The organism is Jonesia denitrificans DSM 20603 (genome assembly GCF_000024065.1).
GTDB lineage: Bacteria > Actinomycetota > Actinomycetes > Actinomycetales > Cellulomonadaceae > Jonesia > Jonesia denitrificans.
In genome coordinates this window covers 1812616-1829570 of sequence record NC_013174.1, presented here as the reverse complement: position 1 = coordinate 1829570, position 16955 = coordinate 1812616, and the positions used below count along the sequence as shown (strand labels likewise).

Genomic DNA, 16955 nt, shown 5'->3' with positions numbered 1-16955 from the left:
AGGTCTGGTGCCTGTTCAGCGAGCGCCCCCGTGCCCGCCCGCGTACCCTATTTTCAACTCGAACAACAAGGTGGAACTTCATGACTGACCACTCGTCACCGCTTGTCCTCGCCTGGGATGTGACCGACAACCTCATCCAACCGACCAGTGACTTCCTTCACGGGTGGATCCTTGCGGCACTGCTGCTCGGGGTCGGGGTGTTCTTCACCATCCGCACCCGGTGTGTGCAATTGCGGTTGTTCCCGCGCATGTGGGCAACTGTACTTGGACGTGACGATGACACTCAGCACCCCGGTATTTCCTCATTCCAAGCATTCGCCACCGGTATGGCCTCGCGGGTAGGAACCGGGAACATTGTGGGTGTTGCCATTGCGCTGACACTGGGTGGACCAGGTGCCATCTTTTGGATGTGGGTTGTTGCGTTTGTGGGGATGGCCACCGGTTTTGTGGAGGCGACCCTCGCCCAAATTTTCAAGGAACGCTACAACGGTGATGCCACGTTCCGTGGTGGACCGGCGTACTACATTCGCGCCGGGCTGGGGTCGCGGCGGTTTGCCGCGATGTTTGCGATCATCGTGATTTTTGTGTTCGGGTTTGCTTTCAACATGGTTCAAGCAAACACGATTGCTGACGCCTTGGAACAAGGGCACTCGATTCCACCGTGGGTGACCGCGATTGCGCTGGTGCTGCTGTTAGCTCCGTTGCTGTTGCGTGGGATCAGCGCCATTGCCCGGTTCGCCGGAACCTGGATGCCCATTGTTGCCGGTGTGTACATTCTTGTGGCGCTCGCGGTCGCGTTGTTGAACCTCCCGGCAGTTCCTGGTGTTTTTGCTGACATTGTGACCTCTGCGTTTGGTCTCAATGAGGCGGTTGCTGGGACAGGTGCTGGTATTTTTGCGGCATTGATGAACGGGACTCGGCGTGGGTTGTTCTCGAACGAGGCGGGGATGGGGTCGGCCCCGAACATGGCGGCCACGGCTAGTGTGACGCACCCGGTGCAGCAGGGGCTGATTCAGTCGTTGGGGGTTTTCATTGACACGATCGTGATTTGTACGGGTACGGCGATCATGATTTTGGTGTCTGGGGCGTGGGATGTGTCGCTTATTGGTTCACAGCAGGGTGCTGCTTTGACCACTGCTGCGGTGACCACAGAGTTTGGTAGCTGGGCGACGATCCTCATGACGGTGATTGTGTTCCTCTTTGCGTTCACCTCCATTTTTGGGAACTATTCGTATGCGGAGGTGAACCTGCACTATCTCAATGTGTCAGAGCGCGGCACTCGCCGCCTTCGTGTGGTGATCCTTGCGGCTGTGGCGTTGGGTGCGTTGCTGACACTGCCAGCAGCGTGGGGGTTAGCAGATATCGCTATGTGGATGATGGCGATGACGAACCTTGTTGCGATTGTGTTGCTGTCCCGCTGGTTCTTTGGGGCGCTCAAAGACTACGAAGCGATGACGGCAGGTGGTCAGCGAGTCTCACGTTTTGTCGGGCACAACAATCCTCACCTACCCGGTGATATTCCTGGCGATGTGTGGGGTGTCAAAGATCCTGACCGCCACTAGCGGCATGGGTGGAACCCGACATGCACTGCAGTTGGGTCAGGACAGTACGGGGCGTGCTGACCTCACACGAATGGTTCGTCCTGTTGCCTCAGTGTTGGGGGGATGAGTCGTGGTGCTTGCTTGATGACGGGCAGCGCGCGAACACTTGCCCAGGCAGTCCAGGAAAACAACCCAACCAGGAAAGTCAGACCAATACCCTCAAACCAATTCAGTTCACCAGCATTCCAACTGCTGACCGCAAGCGTCACACCTGCGAGAGCAAGAAGAACGCCCCAAGCTGCACCCATGAGGAGACCAACACGGGTTCCTCGTGACCACACGTTCCACGGTCTGCGAACACCGCGAGCGCGCAATGTGCGTTCTTCAACTGCGTAGGACAGTGTTTCTAGGGCGATGGGGGAGAACGCGGTCACCCCTGGCCATGACCCAAGCCACAGCGGAACACCAACCCCATCAGCACACAACACAGCGTCATAGACACAATCTTGATCCCACAACACCACACGGCGAACACTGCCAGGGCGCTCCGGGGTGTCCAACTCAACCTCATCACCATTGGGTCGAATCACGCTGCCATCACCATAGTCAACCGACACCCCAAGGTGACGTGCCAACTGGGTCAACCACACATCCACGTGATCACTTGCATCAAGGAGCCCTGAAGAGTCCGTCCGCAAGACCGAACCGGTGTCGTTATCCACAGCAACACGCAACACCACAGTGCCAGGAACACCACAATCCTCGCCAGGGCCAACCCCAGCAATCACAGACCGGCCCCGGGCATACTCAGCCAGCGCATCGACAGTGAGCTCACCAGAACGGCGGTACACAAACACCTCACACACCGTCGAACCGTCCACACCACGCCCCGACAATGATCCGGTCATGGGTGAATCGTAAACGACATCAGGCAACACACAGGCCCGCAGCAGCCTCAGCCCTGGCCAACACCTCGTCACACACCTCAATTAACCGGCGCCGCAACGGCTGCGACCGCTCCGCAAACTCCTTCTGCCGCCGCGCATACTCCGCACGCCCACCCGCGGTCTCAACCATGACCGCAGGCAACCCAAAACGTGACACATCATACGGAGAGGCCTGCATGTCGAGATAACGGATATCACGAGCTAACTCAAAACAATCAAGAAGCAAACCACCAGGAACAGCAGGCTGCAACTTCCACGCCCACTTATACAAATCCATATTCGCGTGCAAACACCCCGGCTGCTCAAGAGCAGGCTGAGTCTCGCGCGTGGGTTGCCACCGGTTACGAGGAACAGCAGCCGGCGTAAAAAACCGAAACGCATCCACATGCGTACACCGTAACCGCTGCGCATCCACCACATCGTTAGTTCCCTGCTCACCCAACCGCAACGGCAACCCATGCCGAGGCTCCACACTGCGATACACCATCGCCCACTCATGCAACCCAAAACACCCCAACTGAGGTGCCCGACCATCCGTCTGCGCCAACAACGAACGAACAAACCGCACCGTCGCGCCACGGTCCTTCACAAACGCAGCCACATCAAGCTCAACCCCCACACCATCGGGGCCCTCCACCACACGCATCCACCGCCCATCAGCCACCCGGTCCACCTCAGCCCGCGCATCACCACACCCAACCCCCGCAGGCACCCACAAACCCACACCCACCCCAGCAGACCACCGCTCCAACCTGCGCGGGCGAATCGGATAATACGAAAACAAAAACTCCTCAATCTCATGCCGCTCACCACGCTCCTGCGCAGCACGAAACGTCGCCGTCAACCCGCGTGCGCGCTCGCGGTGGGTGTCATGTTCCTCAGTCCACTGGTCGTAGGTCAGCCACGTTGTTGTCATGATTAAAACAGCGCCACTTTCGTGGGTGGGGCAACAATCTGGTCGATCGTCTCCAGGTCGCTCACGCTCAACGGGTGGATCGCTTGCGCGTTGGTAGCAACATGGTCGGGTTTGGTTGCCCCCGCAATGACACTGGACACAACCGGTTGTGCAGCGAGCCAGGAGAACGCCAGGTCGAGTAGAGACATGGAGCGGTCATGCGCGAACGCCTGAAGCGCTTCGAGGATCTCCCACGGGGCTGTGTCCAGTAAGGCTGGTTTGGAATGGGAGATGCGCCCGTCAGCGGGCGCATCGGTGCGCGTGTACTTGCCGGTTAAAAGACCATTAGCAAGCGGGAAATAGGGCAGCACGCCAAGTCCGTAGGCGCGGGCGGCAGGAACTACCTCCAACTCTGCTCGTCGGTCAAGGAGGTTGTAGTGATTTTGTGATGACACACAGCGAGCAGTGCCCGCGGCGCGGGCGGTGTGTTCCAGATCTGCGATCTGCCACCCGGCCATGTTGGAGTGCCCAACGTAACGCACCTTGCCGCTGCGTACCAGGTCATCCAATGCGGTCAGGGTTTCCTCAACCGGGGTGATGGGGTCAGGGGTGTGGAACTGGTAGAGGTCAATGTAGTCGGTACCCAGGCGACGCAATGACGCCTCCACGGCGTTCATGATGTACCGGCGTGACCCGCGCACCCCAAAATCTGGGCCATTCACAGTACCTGCGGGGAGCCCAAATTTCGTGGCAACGACAACCTCGTCGCGCCTGTTGCCTAAACAGGTGCCAAGGATTTCCTCAGAGACACCAGGCTCAGCCCCGTACATGTCAGCAACGTCAAAGAACGTGATGCCAGCATCCAGTGCGGCGTCAATGACAGCTTGTGACCCGGACACTGATTCGGTCGCCGTTTTGGGGCGACCCAAATTGTTGCATCCTAAACCCACAGCAGACACTGCCAGGCCGCTGCGGCCAAGGGATCGAAGGTCAGGAGCGCCAGGACGGGAGGTGATGTGGAAGGGATGAGTCATAACAGTAAAGATACTCGCGATGCGCTGCTGGGTCACAGTAGCTGGACGGGGGAAGGGCTGCTTGGGAGGGCGGTGAGGGGGGGAGGGCGGTGAGGTGGTGACAGACGAGAATCACCCGGATGTTGCTTCCACAATATGAGAGTGGGGGTCCAATATGTGGCCGATGGGCCTACCGTCGTCAGTATGACGAACGTGGCCACCAACGACCTTGCGGTCAGCGACGTGAACGTTGTGACACCCTTGCACAACGCCGACGACGCCCCCCACACCAACAACTCCGACCAGCGCCGAGAATCTGAGTCCTACACCCACGGACACCACGAATCAGTCCTCAGATCCCACCGGGTACGCAACGTGGACAACTCCGCCGCCTACCTTGCCTCCCGACTCATGCCCGGTATGACCATGCTCGACGTCGGATGTGGCCCAGGAACCCTCACCATCGACCTTGCCCGACGCATCGCCCCAGGGCACGTCACCGGCGTGGACGCTGCAGCTATCGCACTAGAAGCGGCCCGTGACCACGCAGCAGAGTCCAGCGTCACCAATGTCACCTTCACCCAAGCCAACGCCTACGAACTCCCCTTCGACGACGGCAGCTTCGACATCGTTCACGCCCACCAAGTCCTCCAACACTTGTCTGACCCGGTCAAAGCAATCCAAGAAATGCGCCGTGTCGTAGCACCCGGCGGGATCATCGCCGTGCGTGAAGCAGACTACGGGGCCATGTCGTGGTACCCGCCCAGCGAAGGCCTGAGCGAATGGAACCTCCTCTACCACGAAGTCACCCACGCCTACGGGTACGAAGCAGACGCCGGACGCCACCTCCTCGCCTGGTTTCACGACGCCGGATTCACCAGCGACGACCTCCAACCCTCCGCTGGGATCTGGAGCTACGCAACCCCGGAATCTCGCCACTGGTGGGGAACCCTGTGGGCTGAACGGTGCGTCGCATCGAACTTCGCAGCCCAAGCAAAAGACGCCGACCTCGCCGACGACGTGGCACTCGAAGAACTTGCCGAACAATGGCGCACCTGGGCTGAACACCCCCACGGCTGGTTCACCATCCCCCACGGAGAGATCATCGCCCACGTGTGACACGCCACCGGCAGGCCCCGCGCTCATGCATTAACCTGGCTGTGTGCGTATCGCAAGATTTACAACAGGTGACGACCCACGGTTTGGGTTCCTTCAACGTGACAATGACCGCGACTACATCGCAGTTCTCAGCGGTGACCCGCTCTACACCCCCATTGCCCCCACCGGCGAACGGATTGAACTAGGGGATGGGGTTCGGTTACTTGCCCCGGTTATTCCGCGCTCTAAGGTTATTGGGGTGGGGCGTAACTACGCAGATCACGTCAAAGAAATGGGCAATGAGATGCCCACCCAACCGTTGCTGTTCTTGAAACCCAACACATCCGTGGTGGGGCCCGATGACCCGATTGTGTTGCCACCGTTTTCCCAGGAAGTGTCCTATGAGGCTGAACTCGCAGTGGTCATTGGCCGCATGACGAAAGATGTCACTCCTGAGAACGCCCATCGCCACATTTTGGGGTACACAATCGCCAACGATGTGACGGCCCGTGACGCTCAGCGCACTGACGGCCAGTGGGCACGTGCGAAAGGTTTTGATTCCTCGTGTCCTCTTGGCCCATGGATTGACACCGACCTCAACACCGAAGCATTGACGATCACGACTACCGTCAATGGTGAGCAACGCCAACATGGGTCCACGGCAGACATGATCTTTGACGTTGCCTACCTGGTGTCTTACATCTCTGAAGCGTTTACTCTCCTGCCAGGGGACGTCATCCTCACCGGGACTCCGGCAGGGGTTGGGACGCTCACGCACGGTGACCGTGTTGAGTGTTCCATTGACGGTCTCGGCACGTTGTCGAACATTGCGATTCAACGCCACGCATAACCGCCCACTTTGTCCCGCCCCGCAACTCGAGAGAACAAGCCTCACACCATGACTGCTCACAATTCCTCTGTCCGGGTACGTTTCTGCCCGTCCCCTACCGGCACGCCTCACGTTGGGCTCATCCGTACTGCGTTGTTTAACTGGGCGTACGCGCGCCACACTGGCGGAAAACTGGTGTTCCGCATTGAAGATACTGATGCGCAACGTGACTCCGAGGAGAGCTACCAGCAGCTCCTTGATGCGTTGACCTGGTTGGGTATGGACTGGGATGAGGGTGTGGAAAAGGGTGGGCCACACGGCCCCTACCGGCAATCGCAGCGTGCTGATATTTACCAGGATGTAATTGCTCGCCTCAAAGAAGGCGGGTACATTTACGAGTCCTATTCCACCCCAGAGGAAATTGAGGCACGCAACGTTGCGGCGGGGCGCTCCAAAGCGATGGGGTATGACGGGTATGACCGCACCCTCACCGAGGAGCAGAAAGCGACGTTCCGCGCTGAGGGGCGCGAACCTGTGTGGCGCATGCGGATGCCCGACGAGGACGTCACCTTCTACGATCTGGTGCGCGGTGAAGATGTGACCTTCAAGGCTGGTTCCGTGCCTGACTACGTGGTCGTTCGCGCCAATGGTCAGCCGCTGTACACACTGGTGAACCCGGTTGACGATGCGCTCATGGAGATCACCCACGTGTTACGTGGGGAGGATTTGTTGTCCTCCACTCCACGGCAAGTGGTGTTGTACCGGGCGTTGATGGAGTTGGGAATTGCCACGGTCATGCCGCAGTTCGGGCACTTGCCTTACGTGATGGGGGAGGGCAACAAGAAACTGTCGAAGCGTGACCCGCAATCTAACTTGTTCCACCACCGTGACCGCGGGTTTATTCCTGAAGGGTTGCTGAACTATTTGGCGTTGTTGGGGTGGTCAATCGCTCCCGACCGTGACATCTTCACCATGGATGAACTCGTTGCAGCCTTTGATGTCAAGGATGTGTTGTCCAACCCGGCGCGGTTTGACCAGAAGAAGGCGGAGGCAATCAACGCCACCCACCTGCGGTTACTTGAACCAGAGGATTTCCGGGCGCGCCTAGTTCCGTATGTGCATGCTGCGGGGTTGGTTACTGCGCCCCGCTACGACGAACTTACTGAGCGTGAACGCGCCATCTTCACAGCTGCTGCTCCACTCGTTCAGGAGCGTATGACCCTTCTTGGTGAGGCGCCGGGCATGGTGGGCTTCTTGTTCACCAACGACAGTGAACTCACCTACGATGAGGATTCTTTGGCGCAGGTGAACAAGATCGCCGAACGTCGCGCCATCCTTGACCGGTCTATTGAACTGCTGCAGTCATTGGATTCGCTGGCTGACCCGCACGGGGTCCAGCAGGCGCTCCGGGCCATTCTTGTTGACGAGATGGGTGTCAAACCGCGTCTTGCGTTCACACCATTGCGTGTGGGGATCACTGGGCGTCGCGTGTCCCCGCCGCTGTTTGAGTCAATGGAAATCCTGGGATTGGAGTCGTCATTGCGTCGCTTGACAGCGTTTCGGGATTTCCTTGGAGAAGCTGAGTGACCCTGCCTGAGAACACCAAAGGCGTCCTGCTTGATGTTGACGACACACTCGTTGACACGCGGGGCGCCTTTGCGCATGCCATGGGCGCGATCGCGGATGAGTACTTCCCGCATCTTCCTGGTGAACGACACGGTGATGTGCTGGCCATGTGGCGCGCTGACCGCAACGGTTTTTACCGTGCGTACACGCAAGGGCGCCTGAGTGAGCAGCAGCAGCGCCGGGCACGTGCTGAGGAATTGCATGCCGCGTTTGGTGGCCCAATGATCACTGACCGACTCTACGCGGAATGGGAAGAGCTGTTCATGGTGGCGTTTGCTGCCGGGTGGGCACCATTTCCTGAGGTTGACGCTGTGCTGGCGGATTTCTCTGAGCGCGGCCTTGCAGTGGGCGCGGTGACGAACGCAAACCAGTCGATGCAAACTCGGAAGTTGCGTGCATGCGGGCTGGACGACGTCCCGCTCCTTGTGACGCTCGACACTTTTGGTGTGGGGAAACCTGACCCCCGCGTGTTCCTCGAGGCAACCCGCCTGCTTGGACTTTCGGCGGAGAACACAGTGTATGTCGGCGACGAACTTGATATCGATGCGCATGGTGCGCAGCGAGCAGGTCTTACTGGGGTGTGGCTTGACCGCCCAGGGGCCCGGCGAGGCGGGTCACACACTGAAGGACGTGACCGTGCGGTGGCGTTGGGGGTCTCGGTCATTACGTCCCTGAACGAATTGCGTACTGATCCTGGCAGGTGACGGATGCTGTTGCTTGTGGCGGGGGGAGTTGCTCGACCGTGAGTGGCTAACCCTTGTTACGAGGTAACGCAGAACACGTTGGAAGAATTTGGTTCGTAGGCGTGCACTCGGGTATTGTTTTCGTTGGTGACAGCGCAGAAAACTGCGTAGACCACAGGAAGTCGGCGCGAAAACGTTGATTTCGCGCCAAAAGGTCACAGTCATTGGGGTATGGTGTAATTGGCAACACAACGGTTTCTGGTACCGTCATTCTAGGTTCGAGTCCTGGTACCCCAGCTCAGATCACCTGCGTGATCTGACGAGTAAGTTCAAGGCCCCCATCGTCTAGCGGCCTAGGACGCCGCCCTCTCACGGCGGTAACACGGGTTCAAATCCCGTTGGGGGTACCACATCAGCAACCACCCGGTTCAGGCCAGGGTGGTTTTGTTGTCTCAACAGAAGATGCGCCGACCTGCGGGCAGCAGAAAGCAGATATGACGCCCCACGTCACAACTGTGGGCAGTGTCATACACCTGCGGGTTGCGGCCTCACCTGCGGTGCAGGATAAACTAACCTGGTTGTTCACTGCGGTGACCAACAGTTCCAGGCCCCCATCGTCTAGCGGCCTAGGACGCCGCCCTCTCACGGCGGTAACACGGGTTCAAATCCCGTTGGGGGTACCAGCATGAAGAAAGCCACTCAGGTGACCTGAGTGGCTTTCTTCTTTTCTCCGTCAGGGGACAGTAGGCCCGCTTCACCCTCTGGGGGTGCGCATCGTCAAGCGTTACTGTGAGGCTGCCCGGGACTCCTCGGATGCGCGCCGGAGAACTTCGGTTAACCGGTTTGCAGCAGCGACAACGGAGCCAGCATGCAGCCGCCCCGGTTGCCGGGTGAGACGCTCAACAGGACCTGAAATGGAGACGGCGGCAACGATGCGTCCTGATGGTCCGCGCACCGGCGCGGACACGGATGCGACCCCAACTTCACGTTCGGAGACTGACTGAGCCCAGCCCCGGCGGCGTACCCCGGAGAGGACTGTGGCCGTAAACTTTGCGCCTTGTAAACCTCGGTGGAGACGGTCGGGTTCCTCCCAGGCGAGCAGAATCTGGGCGGCTGACCCTGCTTGCATGGTGAGTGTTGCGCCGACAGGGATGGAGTCGCGCAGCCCAACTGGGCGTTCTGCTGCGGCCACACAGATGCGTTGATCGCCTTGACGGCGATACAATTGAGCGCTTTCTCCTGTGTGGTCGCGCAGGGCTGCAAGTACGGGGTTCGCGGCGGCCAGGAGGCGGTCTTCGCCCGCTGCGGTGGCGAGTTCGTTGAGCCGTGGCCCGAGGATGAAACGCCCTTGCATGTCGCGTGTGACCAGGCGGTGATGCTCGAGTGCAACTGCCAGCCGATGCGCTGTCGGGCGGGCGAGTTGGGTGGCGGCAACGAGTTGCGCCAAGGTTGCGGGTCCAGCTTCTAGGGCCCCTAAAACTGCGGCGGCTTTGTCGAGTACGCCGACTCCACTTGAGTTGTCCATGTATTGATATTGCAGTCTCAACGGCTGAGAATGCAAGTAGACTCTCCGATAAAGGCAGGACAAAACCGTTCGCTGCAGCCCCAACGCGCAGCGGTTGACGAGAGGAAACACCATGGCCGGCACCCTGGCAGAGAAAGTATGGGAAGCGCATCTTGTGCGACGCGGCACAGACGGCTCACCGGACCTGCTCTACATAGACCTGCACCTTGTGCACGAGGTCACCAGCCCGCAGGCCTTCGAAGGGCTCCGGCTAGCAGGACGCCCCGTACGCCGCCCGGATCTCACGATCGCGACCGAAGACCACAACACCCCCACCCTCAACATTGACCGGCCCATTGCGGACCTCACCTCACGGACCCAGATTGACACGTTGCGGGCGAACGTCAAGGAATTTGGTGTGCGCATCCACTCGCTGGGTGACGCAGACCAAGGCATTGTGCACGTTGTTGGCCCACAGTTGGGGTTAACCATGCCCGGCCTCACTGTGGTGTGCGGTGACTCCCACACCTCCACCCACGGTGCCTTTGGTGCGCTCGCGTTTGGTATTGGAACCTCCGAGGTGGAGCACGTCTTGGCAACCCAAACGTTGCCACTGCAACCATTCAAGACCATGGCGATCACCATCAACGGCGACCTACCTGAGGGATCAACAGCCAAGGACATCATCTTGGCGATCATCGCGAAGATTGGAACCGGTGGGGGGCAAGGGTACGTCCTGGAATACCGGGGTGAAGCAATCCGTCAGTTGTCCATGGAAGGTCGCATGACGATCTGCAACATGTCCATTGAAGCTGGTGCTCGGGCTGGGATGATCGCCCCAGACGAGACCACGTTCAACTACCTCAAAGGCCGCCCACACGCCCCAGAAGGCGCAGACTGGGATGCTGCCGTGGACTACTGGAAAACCCTGCGCAGCGACGATAACGCCGTGTTCGACGCTGAGGTGGTCCTGGAAGCTAAAGACATTGAGCCGTTTGTCACCTGGGGAACAAACCCCGGGCAAGGGCTGCCACTGTCCGCTGATGTTCCCAACCCTGAGGACATCGCCGACGAAAACGAACGCGTGGCTGCTGAGCGTGCCCTGGAATACATGGGATTGACCGCTGGTACCCCATTGCGTGACATCAAAGTCGACACCGTGTTCATCGGGTCCTGCACCAACGGGCGCATTGAGGACCTCCGCTCTGTCGTTGAGATCATCAAGGGGCGCACCAAGCACGAGGACGTCCGTGTGCTGGTGGTTCCTGGTTCTGCACGTGTCCGCCTCCAAGCTGAAGCTGAAGGACTGGATCAAGTCTTCAAAGACTTCGGCGCTGAATGGCGTAACGCCGGCTGTTCCATGTGTCTGGGTATGAACCCCGACCAGCTCAAGCCAGGGGAGCGTGCAGCATCCACCTCAAACCGCAACTTTGAAGGACGGCAAGGAAAAGGTGGTCGCACCCACCTGGTGTCGCCACTTGTTGCGGCAGCAACCGCGATCCGCGGAACCCTGTCATCCCCTGCTGACCTGAGCCAGCACACACCCCTGAACTTGTCGGCACGGGCGCCTGAGCGTAGGACTGGAGAGCAATCATGGAAAAAATCACAGTACACACCGGTGTGGGTGTCCCTCTGCGCCGTTCCAATGTGGACACAGACCAGATCATCCCGGCTGTTTACCTCAAGCGTGTCACTCGGACAGGCTTTGAAGATGCACTGTTTTCTGCGTGGCGCAACGACCCAGAGTTCGTCCTCAACCAGGACGCATACCGCAACGGGTCCGTCCTGGTGGCGGGACCTGACTTCGGGACGGGGTCCTCACGTGAGCACGCTGTGTGGGCGCTCAAGGATTACGGTTTCCGGGTGGTGTTGTCCTCGCGGTTCGCTGACATCTTCCGTGGAAACTCAGGCAAGCAAGGCCTCGTCGCCGGGATTTGCGCCCAAGCAGACATTGAACTGCTGTGGAAGATCCTGGAAGAAAACCCAGGCACAGAACTGACAGTGTCTCTCGAAGATCGCACAGTGACCGCAGGCGATGTGACCGTCCAGTTCCAGATCGACGACTACACGCGCTGGCGGTTGATGGAAGGTCTTGATGACATCGGCCTTACCTTGCAGCACGAAAGTGACATCACAGAGTTCGAAGCGCACCGTGCGTCGTGGCGCCCACAGACGCTGCCCGCAAAACACGAACCCAAAGAACACGTGGAAGCTGCCCGCCCGGTTGATGAAGAAGACGCTCAACCAGTGCACTGACACACCACACAGTTTGCGCGGGCATCGTGAAGAACTACCCACCACGGTAGGTTCATGGTCCTGATCGCGGTAATGTGGGGTCGCGCGGAATGCGCGACCCCACATCTGTGTTAACTCAACGGGTAACAGTTGTCGGTTCATCAACCTGCAACAACACCAAACGCCCGGCAGCACGGTTCAAGATAGGTAACGATTACTTCATGTCAGATCTCCTTTACGTCAACGGCGGCACGCCTCTGAACGGCACTATTCGGGTACGCGGCGCGAAGAACTTTGTGTCCAAAGCGATGGTTGCTGCGCTCCTTGGGGAAACCCCCTCAGTGTTGCGCAACGTGCCAGAAATCCGCGATGTTCACGTGGTCTCAGGGCTGCTCCAACTTCACGGTGTCAACGTGGACTATGACGTTGAGGCCGGAACGTTGTCGCTGGACCCATCAAACGTGGAAACCGCGCACGTCGCAGATATCGATGCGCATGCAGGGTCGAGCCGAATCCCTATTTTGTTCTGTGGCCCGCTGCTTCACCGTTTAGGCGAAGCGTTTATCCCTGACCTGGGTGGTTGCCGTATTGGGGACCGCCCCATCAACTATCACTTGGATATTTTGCGGGCGTTCGGTGCGCAGGTGGATAAACACCCACACGGGATTTTCCTGTCGGCACCAAACGGGTTAAAGGGGACAAAATACCAGCTCGCCTACCCGTCAGTCGGAGCAACAGAGCAACTGCTGTTAACCGCTGTGCGCGCAGAGGGAATCACTGAACTCTCTAATGCGGCCATTGAACCGGAGATCATGGATCTCATCAACGTGCTGCAAAAGATGGGTGCCATCATTTCTGTGGACACCGACCGTGTGATCCGGATCGAGGGTGTCAGCTCGCTGAAAGGGTACTCCCACACGGCATTGAGTGACCGCATTGAAGCAGCATCATGGGCGTCGGCAGCGCTTGCCACCAAGGGTGACATTTTTGTTGAGGGAGCCACCCAACCTGAAATGCTTGCTTTCCTGAACACCTTCCGCAAAGTGGGGGGACAGTTTGAGGTGCAAGACAACGGGATTCGGTTTTACCACCCAGGTGGTGACCTGAAATCTATCGTGTTGGAAACTGATGTTCACCCTGGCTTTATGACCGACTGGCAGCAGCCTCTTGTGGTTGCGCTCACCCAAGCAAAAGGGCTTTCTATCGTCCACGAAACGGTGTACGAGAACCGGTTGGGCTTCACTGAGGCGCTGCGCGGAATGGGTGCACAAATCCAGGTCTACAAAGAATGCCTGGGCGGGCGCGACTGCCGTTTTGGACAAATGAACTTCCACCACTCCGCCGTGGTTGCAGGACCCACCCCGCTCACAGCAGCAGACATTGAGGTTCCCGACCTTCGAGGCGGGTTCTCCCACCTCATTGCCGCACTCGCCGCAGAGGGGCGTTCTAAAGTGCGTGGAATTACCCTCATTGACCGTGGGTATGAGAACTTCATGGGCAAACTCAAGGCGCTGGGGGCGAGCTTCGAGCTGTCGGATTAGTTCTGCCCACGGGCAGTGCAGGTGGCCGTTCCTCGGTCGCGGTACCCTAGTGCGGTGAATGATTCAACAACACGTGATGCACATCCTGGGAAAAACGGTACGTACCGTTTTGCTGCCATGATCATTAAGCCTCTTGTCACCCTCATGTTTGGCAAGAAGTGGCGCGGGATGGAGAACATTCCCAGCGATGGTGGAATCATTGTGGCCGCGAATCACGCGTCTCTGTTGGACCCGTTAACCGCTGCGCACTTTTTGTACAACGCAAATCGTCCCCCGCGTATCCTTGCGAAAGCGTCCCTGTGGCGTGTTCCTTTCGTCGGGTGGGTGTTGCGCCGCACTCAAATGATCCCGGTGTTACGTGGATCAGCGGAGGCGTCTCAGTCCCTCGAGATCGCCAAGGAACGCCTTGATGCGGGATTCTGTATCGCAGTGTTTCCAGAGGGCACATTGACACGTGACCCGGAGGGTTGGCCGATGCAGGCACGCACGGGGGTCGCCCGTCTTGCGTTGGCGTCGCAACGCCCGGTGATTCCGTTGGCACAGTGGGGTGTCACTGATGTGTTGCCGCGTGGTGGGAAGTTCCCCAAGCTTTTCCCGCGGCAAACCGTTCAGTTGCGTGCCGGGAAACCGGTGGATTTGTCGGACCTGTATGACCGGCCCACAGATTCTCACACGTTGCGTGAAGCAACTGACCGCATTATGCGTGCAATCACGGAAATGATTGCTGAGATGCGTGGTGAACAACCGCCTGCGGGGTTCTATAACCCTCGAACACATGCGAGGGAGGAACAATGAAAGCGGCGGTTCTAGGGATGGGCGCGTGGGGAACCACGTTTGCTCAGGTGATGGCAGATGCGGGTGTGGATGTGGTCATGTGGGGTCGCGATGAGGCGACCGCACAGGAGATTACCGTTGAGCACACGAACAGTCGCAGATTGCCGCAGGTCACGCTCCCTGATCGTGTGACTGCGACAACTGATGCGTCAGCGGCCCTGAGCGGGGCGGACGTGGTGGTTGTCGCTGTTCCCTCCCAGTTTGCGCGCGGGATTTTGGAGCCGTTAGCTGCCAGTGTTCCCCTATCAGCGGTGGTTGTGTCGTTGATGAAGGGTGTGGAACTGGGCACGGATCTGCGGATGAGCGAGGTGGTCAGTCAAGCTCTTGCTGTGTCGCCGGATCGTGTGGTGGTCGTCTCTGGCCCTAATCTCGCTGCTGAGATCGCTGCGCGTCAACCCACTGCCACTGTGGTGTCAGGGGCGAGCACTGACGCGATGGCAACGGTTACCACTGCGTGTTCTAACGCATATTTCCGTCCGTACACGAATGCTGATGTGATCGGTGTGGAGTTGTGTGGTGCGGTCAAGAACGTCATCGCGGTGGCTGTGGGTATGGCGCAGGGCCGCGGTTTTGGCCATAACACCACGGCGACGATTATTACTCGAGGGTTGGCGGAAATTACTCGCTTAGGCCTTCGATTAGGCGCCGAAGGTGAGACGTTCCCTGGGCTCGCCGGCATGGGCGACCTCATGGCGACGTGTGCTTCACCTTTGTCGCGGAACCACACGTTGGGTAAGCACTTGGGGCAGGGGCTCACGTTAGATGAGGCCATTGCGCAGACCGGTGGCACCGCTGAGGGTGTGAAGTCCTGCCGCAGTGTGCAGGAACTTGCCCGGCAGGTGGGCGTGGACATGCCCATCACCGATGCGGTGGTTGCCGTGTTGCATGAGGGGATGCCGGTTGATGACATGACCCGTGCGTTGCTGTCTCGTCCACACAAATCCGAGGGTGTGGACGCTACTCCTGTTCGTGTGGACGGGACGCGCTGACCACTCGGGTAAGGGCCGCATTGAGGTCGTTCCACAGGTCGTGTTTGTCTTCGATTCCTACGGACATGCGAATGAGATTCTCGGGGACGGTGGGGGATTCAGTGCCAAAGCGACGGCGTCGTTCGAGGGTCGATTCCACTCCGCCGAGAGACGTGGCGGGCGTCCAGAGTGTGAGCGCATCGATGATGGCGTCTGCTGTGGCTGCATCACCGTGTGGTTGGATCGCAATAATTGCCCCGTAGTTGGACATCGTGGCGGTTGCGTTGGTGTAGCCAGGGTCTGTGGGCAGACCGGGGTAACGAACATGGGCGATTGCCGGGTGTTGTTGAAGTTTGTGAGCCAGGTAGAGAGCGTTGGCGTTCGCTTCCCGAACTCGAACAGCAAGCGTGCGTAGCCCACGCAGGGCAAGCCACACTTCCATGGGGCCGGCAATAGCGCCGTGCAGGGTGCGATATGCGTGAATGGGGGCGCGTGCCTCGGAGTCTGCGGCGACGACAACCCCGAGGACAACATCGGAGTGTCCTGACAAGTATTTGGTTGCGGAGTGGATGACGTAGTCGGCGCCTAGGGTCAGTGGTTGCTGCAACAACGGGGTCGCGAAGGTGTTGTCCACAGCGACAGTGACACCGAGTTGTTTTGCTCCTGCGATCACTGCGGGAAGATCAGCGACTTCGAGCATGGGGTTGGTGGGGGACTCGATGAGGAGGACATCGGCGTCGTGGCAGGCGGCGAGGACGGAGTCAGTGTCATCAATGTCGACTTTGATGACGTCCACACCCAGTCGTGTGTGGAGGTCAGCGGCGAATCCGAGGGTGACTTGGTAGGCGTGCCGCGGTACAACGAGCCGCCCACCAGCGGGAACGAGAGCGAGAACAGCTGCGATTGCGGACATTCCGGAGGAGAACACCACTGCGGGTGCGGGGGAACCCTCAAGGTCGGCGAGGGCTTGCTCAAAGGGGTGCCACGTTTCTGTGTCCATCCGGGTGTACAGAAATTCTTCTGGCGTCACGGTGCCAGTGGAGTGGTATGTGGAGGAAAACACCAGTGGGGGGTTGAGGGGGTTGCCTCGTGTGCGGGCAGGACGCCCAGCGGCGACAACCTGGGTCGCGGGAGACCAGCCGGTTGTGGGGTGGGCAACTGGGGGGTGCGCGTGGTGAGGTGGCGTGGTCATGGGGAGTTGTGACTGGTTTGGTGTGTGCTCTGTGAGATTGTGCTGATCG

General features: G+C 59.1%; 14 protein-coding genes, 3 tRNA genes and 1 pseudogene. 13 read left to right on the top strand and 5 right to left on the bottom strand.

Annotated features, from left to right (window positions below; translation table 11 throughout):
* Positions 1-80: 80 nt before the first annotated feature.
* Complete coding sequence (locus JDEN_RS08540; protein WP_015771968.1) at positions 81-1562, top strand: alanine/glycine:cation symporter family protein; 1482 nt, start codon at positions 81-83, stop codon at positions 1560-1562.
* Between the two features lie 62 nt (positions 1563-1624).
* Here JDEN_RS08540 and JDEN_RS08535 read toward each other — a convergent pair whose 3' ends face one another.
* Genes JDEN_RS08535 through JDEN_RS08525 form a run of 3 tightly spaced genes read right to left on the bottom strand, consistent with a single transcriptional unit; the run spans position 1625 to position 4417 of the window.
* Positions 1625-2449 (bottom strand): hypothetical protein, encoded by an 825-nt coding sequence (locus tag JDEN_RS08535; protein WP_143713283.1) that lies wholly within the window; start codon positions 2447-2449, stop codon positions 1625-1627.
* A gap of 19 nt (positions 2450-2468) precedes the next feature.
* On the bottom strand, positions 2469-3404 hold the full coding sequence (locus tag JDEN_RS08530; RefSeq protein WP_015771966.1) for a hypothetical protein: 936 nt from the start codon (positions 3402-3404) through the stop codon (positions 2469-2471).
* Positions 3405-3406: 2 nt separating this feature from the next.
* The gene (locus JDEN_RS08525) at positions 3407-4417 is read right to left on the bottom strand and encodes an aldo/keto reductase (RefSeq protein ID WP_015771965.1); all 1011 of its coding nucleotides are present in this window, start codon (positions 4415-4417) and stop codon (positions 3407-3409) included.
* A gap of 183 nt (positions 4418-4600) precedes the next feature.
* Here JDEN_RS08525 and JDEN_RS08520 point away from each other — a divergent pair, with 183 nt between their 5' ends.
* The 7 genes from JDEN_RS08520 (at position 4601) to JDEN_RS08490 (ending at position 9315) form a co-directional block, all read left to right on the top strand.
* Positions 4601-5515 (top strand): methyltransferase domain-containing protein, encoded by a 915-nt coding sequence (locus JDEN_RS08520; RefSeq protein WP_105597265.1) that lies wholly within the window; start codon positions 4601-4603, stop codon positions 5513-5515.
* A gap of 43 nt (positions 5516-5558) precedes the next feature.
* Positions 5559-6344: a fumarylacetoacetate hydrolase family protein gene (locus JDEN_RS08515; RefSeq protein ID WP_015771963.1), complete on the top strand. Its 786-nt coding sequence runs from the start codon at positions 5559-5561 to the stop codon at positions 6342-6344.
* Between the two features lie 48 nt (positions 6345-6392).
* Positions 6393-7910, top strand: a complete 1518-nt coding sequence (gene gltX, locus JDEN_RS08510; protein WP_015771962.1) for a glutamate--tRNA ligase — start codon at positions 6393-6395, stop codon at positions 7908-7910.
* Positions 7907-8653, top strand: a complete 747-nt coding sequence (locus JDEN_RS08505) for an HAD family hydrolase (RefSeq protein WP_015771961.1) — start codon at positions 7907-7909, stop codon at positions 8651-8653. Before gltX ends, JDEN_RS08505 begins: the two co-directional genes overlap by 4 nt.
* A gap of 204 nt (positions 8654-8857) precedes the next feature.
* Positions 8858-8929: transfer RNA gene (locus tag JDEN_RS08500), tRNA-Gln, on the top strand.
* Between the two features lie 37 nt (positions 8930-8966).
* Positions 8967-9042, top strand: a tRNA-Glu gene (locus JDEN_RS08495).
* 197 nt (positions 9043-9239) lie between these two features.
* Positions 9240-9315, top strand: a tRNA-Glu gene (locus tag JDEN_RS08490).
* Positions 9316-9416: 101 nt separating this feature from the next.
* Here JDEN_RS08490 and JDEN_RS08485 read toward each other — a convergent pair.
* A complete protein-coding gene (locus JDEN_RS08485; RefSeq protein WP_015771960.1) occupies positions 9417-10157 on the bottom strand; it encodes an IclR family transcriptional regulator in 741 nt (246 codons plus the stop codon).
* A 112-nt stretch (positions 10158-10269) separates the two neighbouring features.
* Between JDEN_RS08485 and leuC the strand changes: the two are divergent.
* From leuC to JDEN_RS08460, 5 genes and pseudogenes are all read left to right on the top strand, one after another.
* Positions 10270-11673 (top strand): annotated as a pseudogene (gene leuC, locus JDEN_RS08480) (3-isopropylmalate dehydratase large subunit); the annotation flags it as partial.
* Between the two features lie 56 nt (positions 11674-11729).
* Positions 11730-12392 (top strand): 3-isopropylmalate dehydratase small subunit, encoded by a 663-nt coding sequence (gene leuD / locus JDEN_RS08475; RefSeq protein ID WP_041288372.1) that lies wholly within the window; start codon positions 11730-11732, stop codon positions 12390-12392.
* A 200-nt stretch (positions 12393-12592) separates the two neighbouring features.
* A complete protein-coding gene (gene murA / locus JDEN_RS08470) occupies positions 12593-13912 on the top strand; it encodes a UDP-N-acetylglucosamine 1-carboxyvinyltransferase (protein ID WP_015771959.1) in 1320 nt (439 codons plus the stop codon).
* Between the two features lie 54 nt (positions 13913-13966).
* Positions 13967-14707 carry a lysophospholipid acyltransferase family protein gene (locus JDEN_RS08465; RefSeq protein WP_226926568.1) on the top strand — a complete coding sequence of 247 codons (741 nt, stop codon included), beginning with the start codon at positions 13967-13969 and terminating at the stop codon, positions 14705-14707.
* Positions 14704-15735: an NAD(P)H-dependent glycerol-3-phosphate dehydrogenase gene (locus tag JDEN_RS08460; protein ID WP_015771957.1), complete on the top strand. Its 1032-nt coding sequence runs from the start codon at positions 14704-14706 to the stop codon at positions 15733-15735. The genes JDEN_RS08465 and JDEN_RS08460 overlap by 4 nt, the downstream gene beginning before the upstream one ends.
* Here JDEN_RS08460 and JDEN_RS08455 read toward each other — a convergent pair.
* Positions 15704-16906: a trans-sulfuration enzyme family protein gene (locus tag JDEN_RS08455; protein WP_015771956.1), complete on the bottom strand. Its 1203-nt coding sequence runs from the start codon at positions 16904-16906 to the stop codon at positions 15704-15706. The two genes, JDEN_RS08460 and JDEN_RS08455, sit on opposite strands and share 32 nt — an antisense overlap.
* Between the last annotated feature and the right edge of the window lie 49 nt (positions 16907-16955).

Excerpts from the sequence above, each read along its gene's own strand:
- JDEN_RS08540 (WP_015771968.1), top strand. The coding sequence starts at position 81 with ATGACTGACCACTCGTCACCGCTTGTCCTCGCCTGGGATGTGACCGAC.
- JDEN_RS08535 (WP_143713283.1), bottom strand. The coding sequence starts at position 2,449 with ATGACCGGATCATTGTCGGGGCGTGGTGTGGACGGTTCGACGGTGTGT.
- JDEN_RS08530 (WP_015771966.1), bottom strand. The coding sequence starts at position 3,404 with ATGACAACAACGTGGCTGACCTACGACCAGTGGACTGAGGAACATGAC.
- JDEN_RS08525 (WP_015771965.1), bottom strand. The coding sequence starts at position 4,417 with ATGACTCATCCCTTCCACATCACCTCCCGTCCTGGCGCTCCTGACCTT.
- JDEN_RS08520 (WP_105597265.1), top strand. The coding sequence starts at position 4,601 with ATGACGAACGTGGCCACCAACGACCTTGCGGTCAGCGACGTGAACGTT.
- gltX (WP_015771962.1), top strand. The coding sequence starts at position 6,393 with ATGACTGCTCACAATTCCTCTGTCCGGGTACGTTTCTGCCCGTCCCCT.
- JDEN_RS08485 (WP_015771960.1), bottom strand. The coding sequence starts at position 10,157 with ATGGACAACTCAAGTGGAGTCGGCGTACTCGACAAAGCCGCCGCAGTT.
- leuD (WP_041288372.1), top strand. The coding sequence starts at position 11,730 with ATGGAAAAAATCACAGTACACACCGGTGTGGGTGTCCCTCTGCGCCGT.
- murA (WP_015771959.1), top strand. The coding sequence starts at position 12,593 with ATGTCAGATCTCCTTTACGTCAACGGCGGCACGCCTCTGAACGGCACT.
- JDEN_RS08460 (WP_015771957.1), top strand. The coding sequence starts at position 14,704 with ATGAAAGCGGCGGTTCTAGGGATGGGCGCGTGGGGAACCACGTTTGCT.
- JDEN_RS08455 (WP_015771956.1), bottom strand. The coding sequence starts at position 16,906 with ATGACCACGCCACCTCACCACGCGCACCCCCCAGTTGCCCACCCCACA.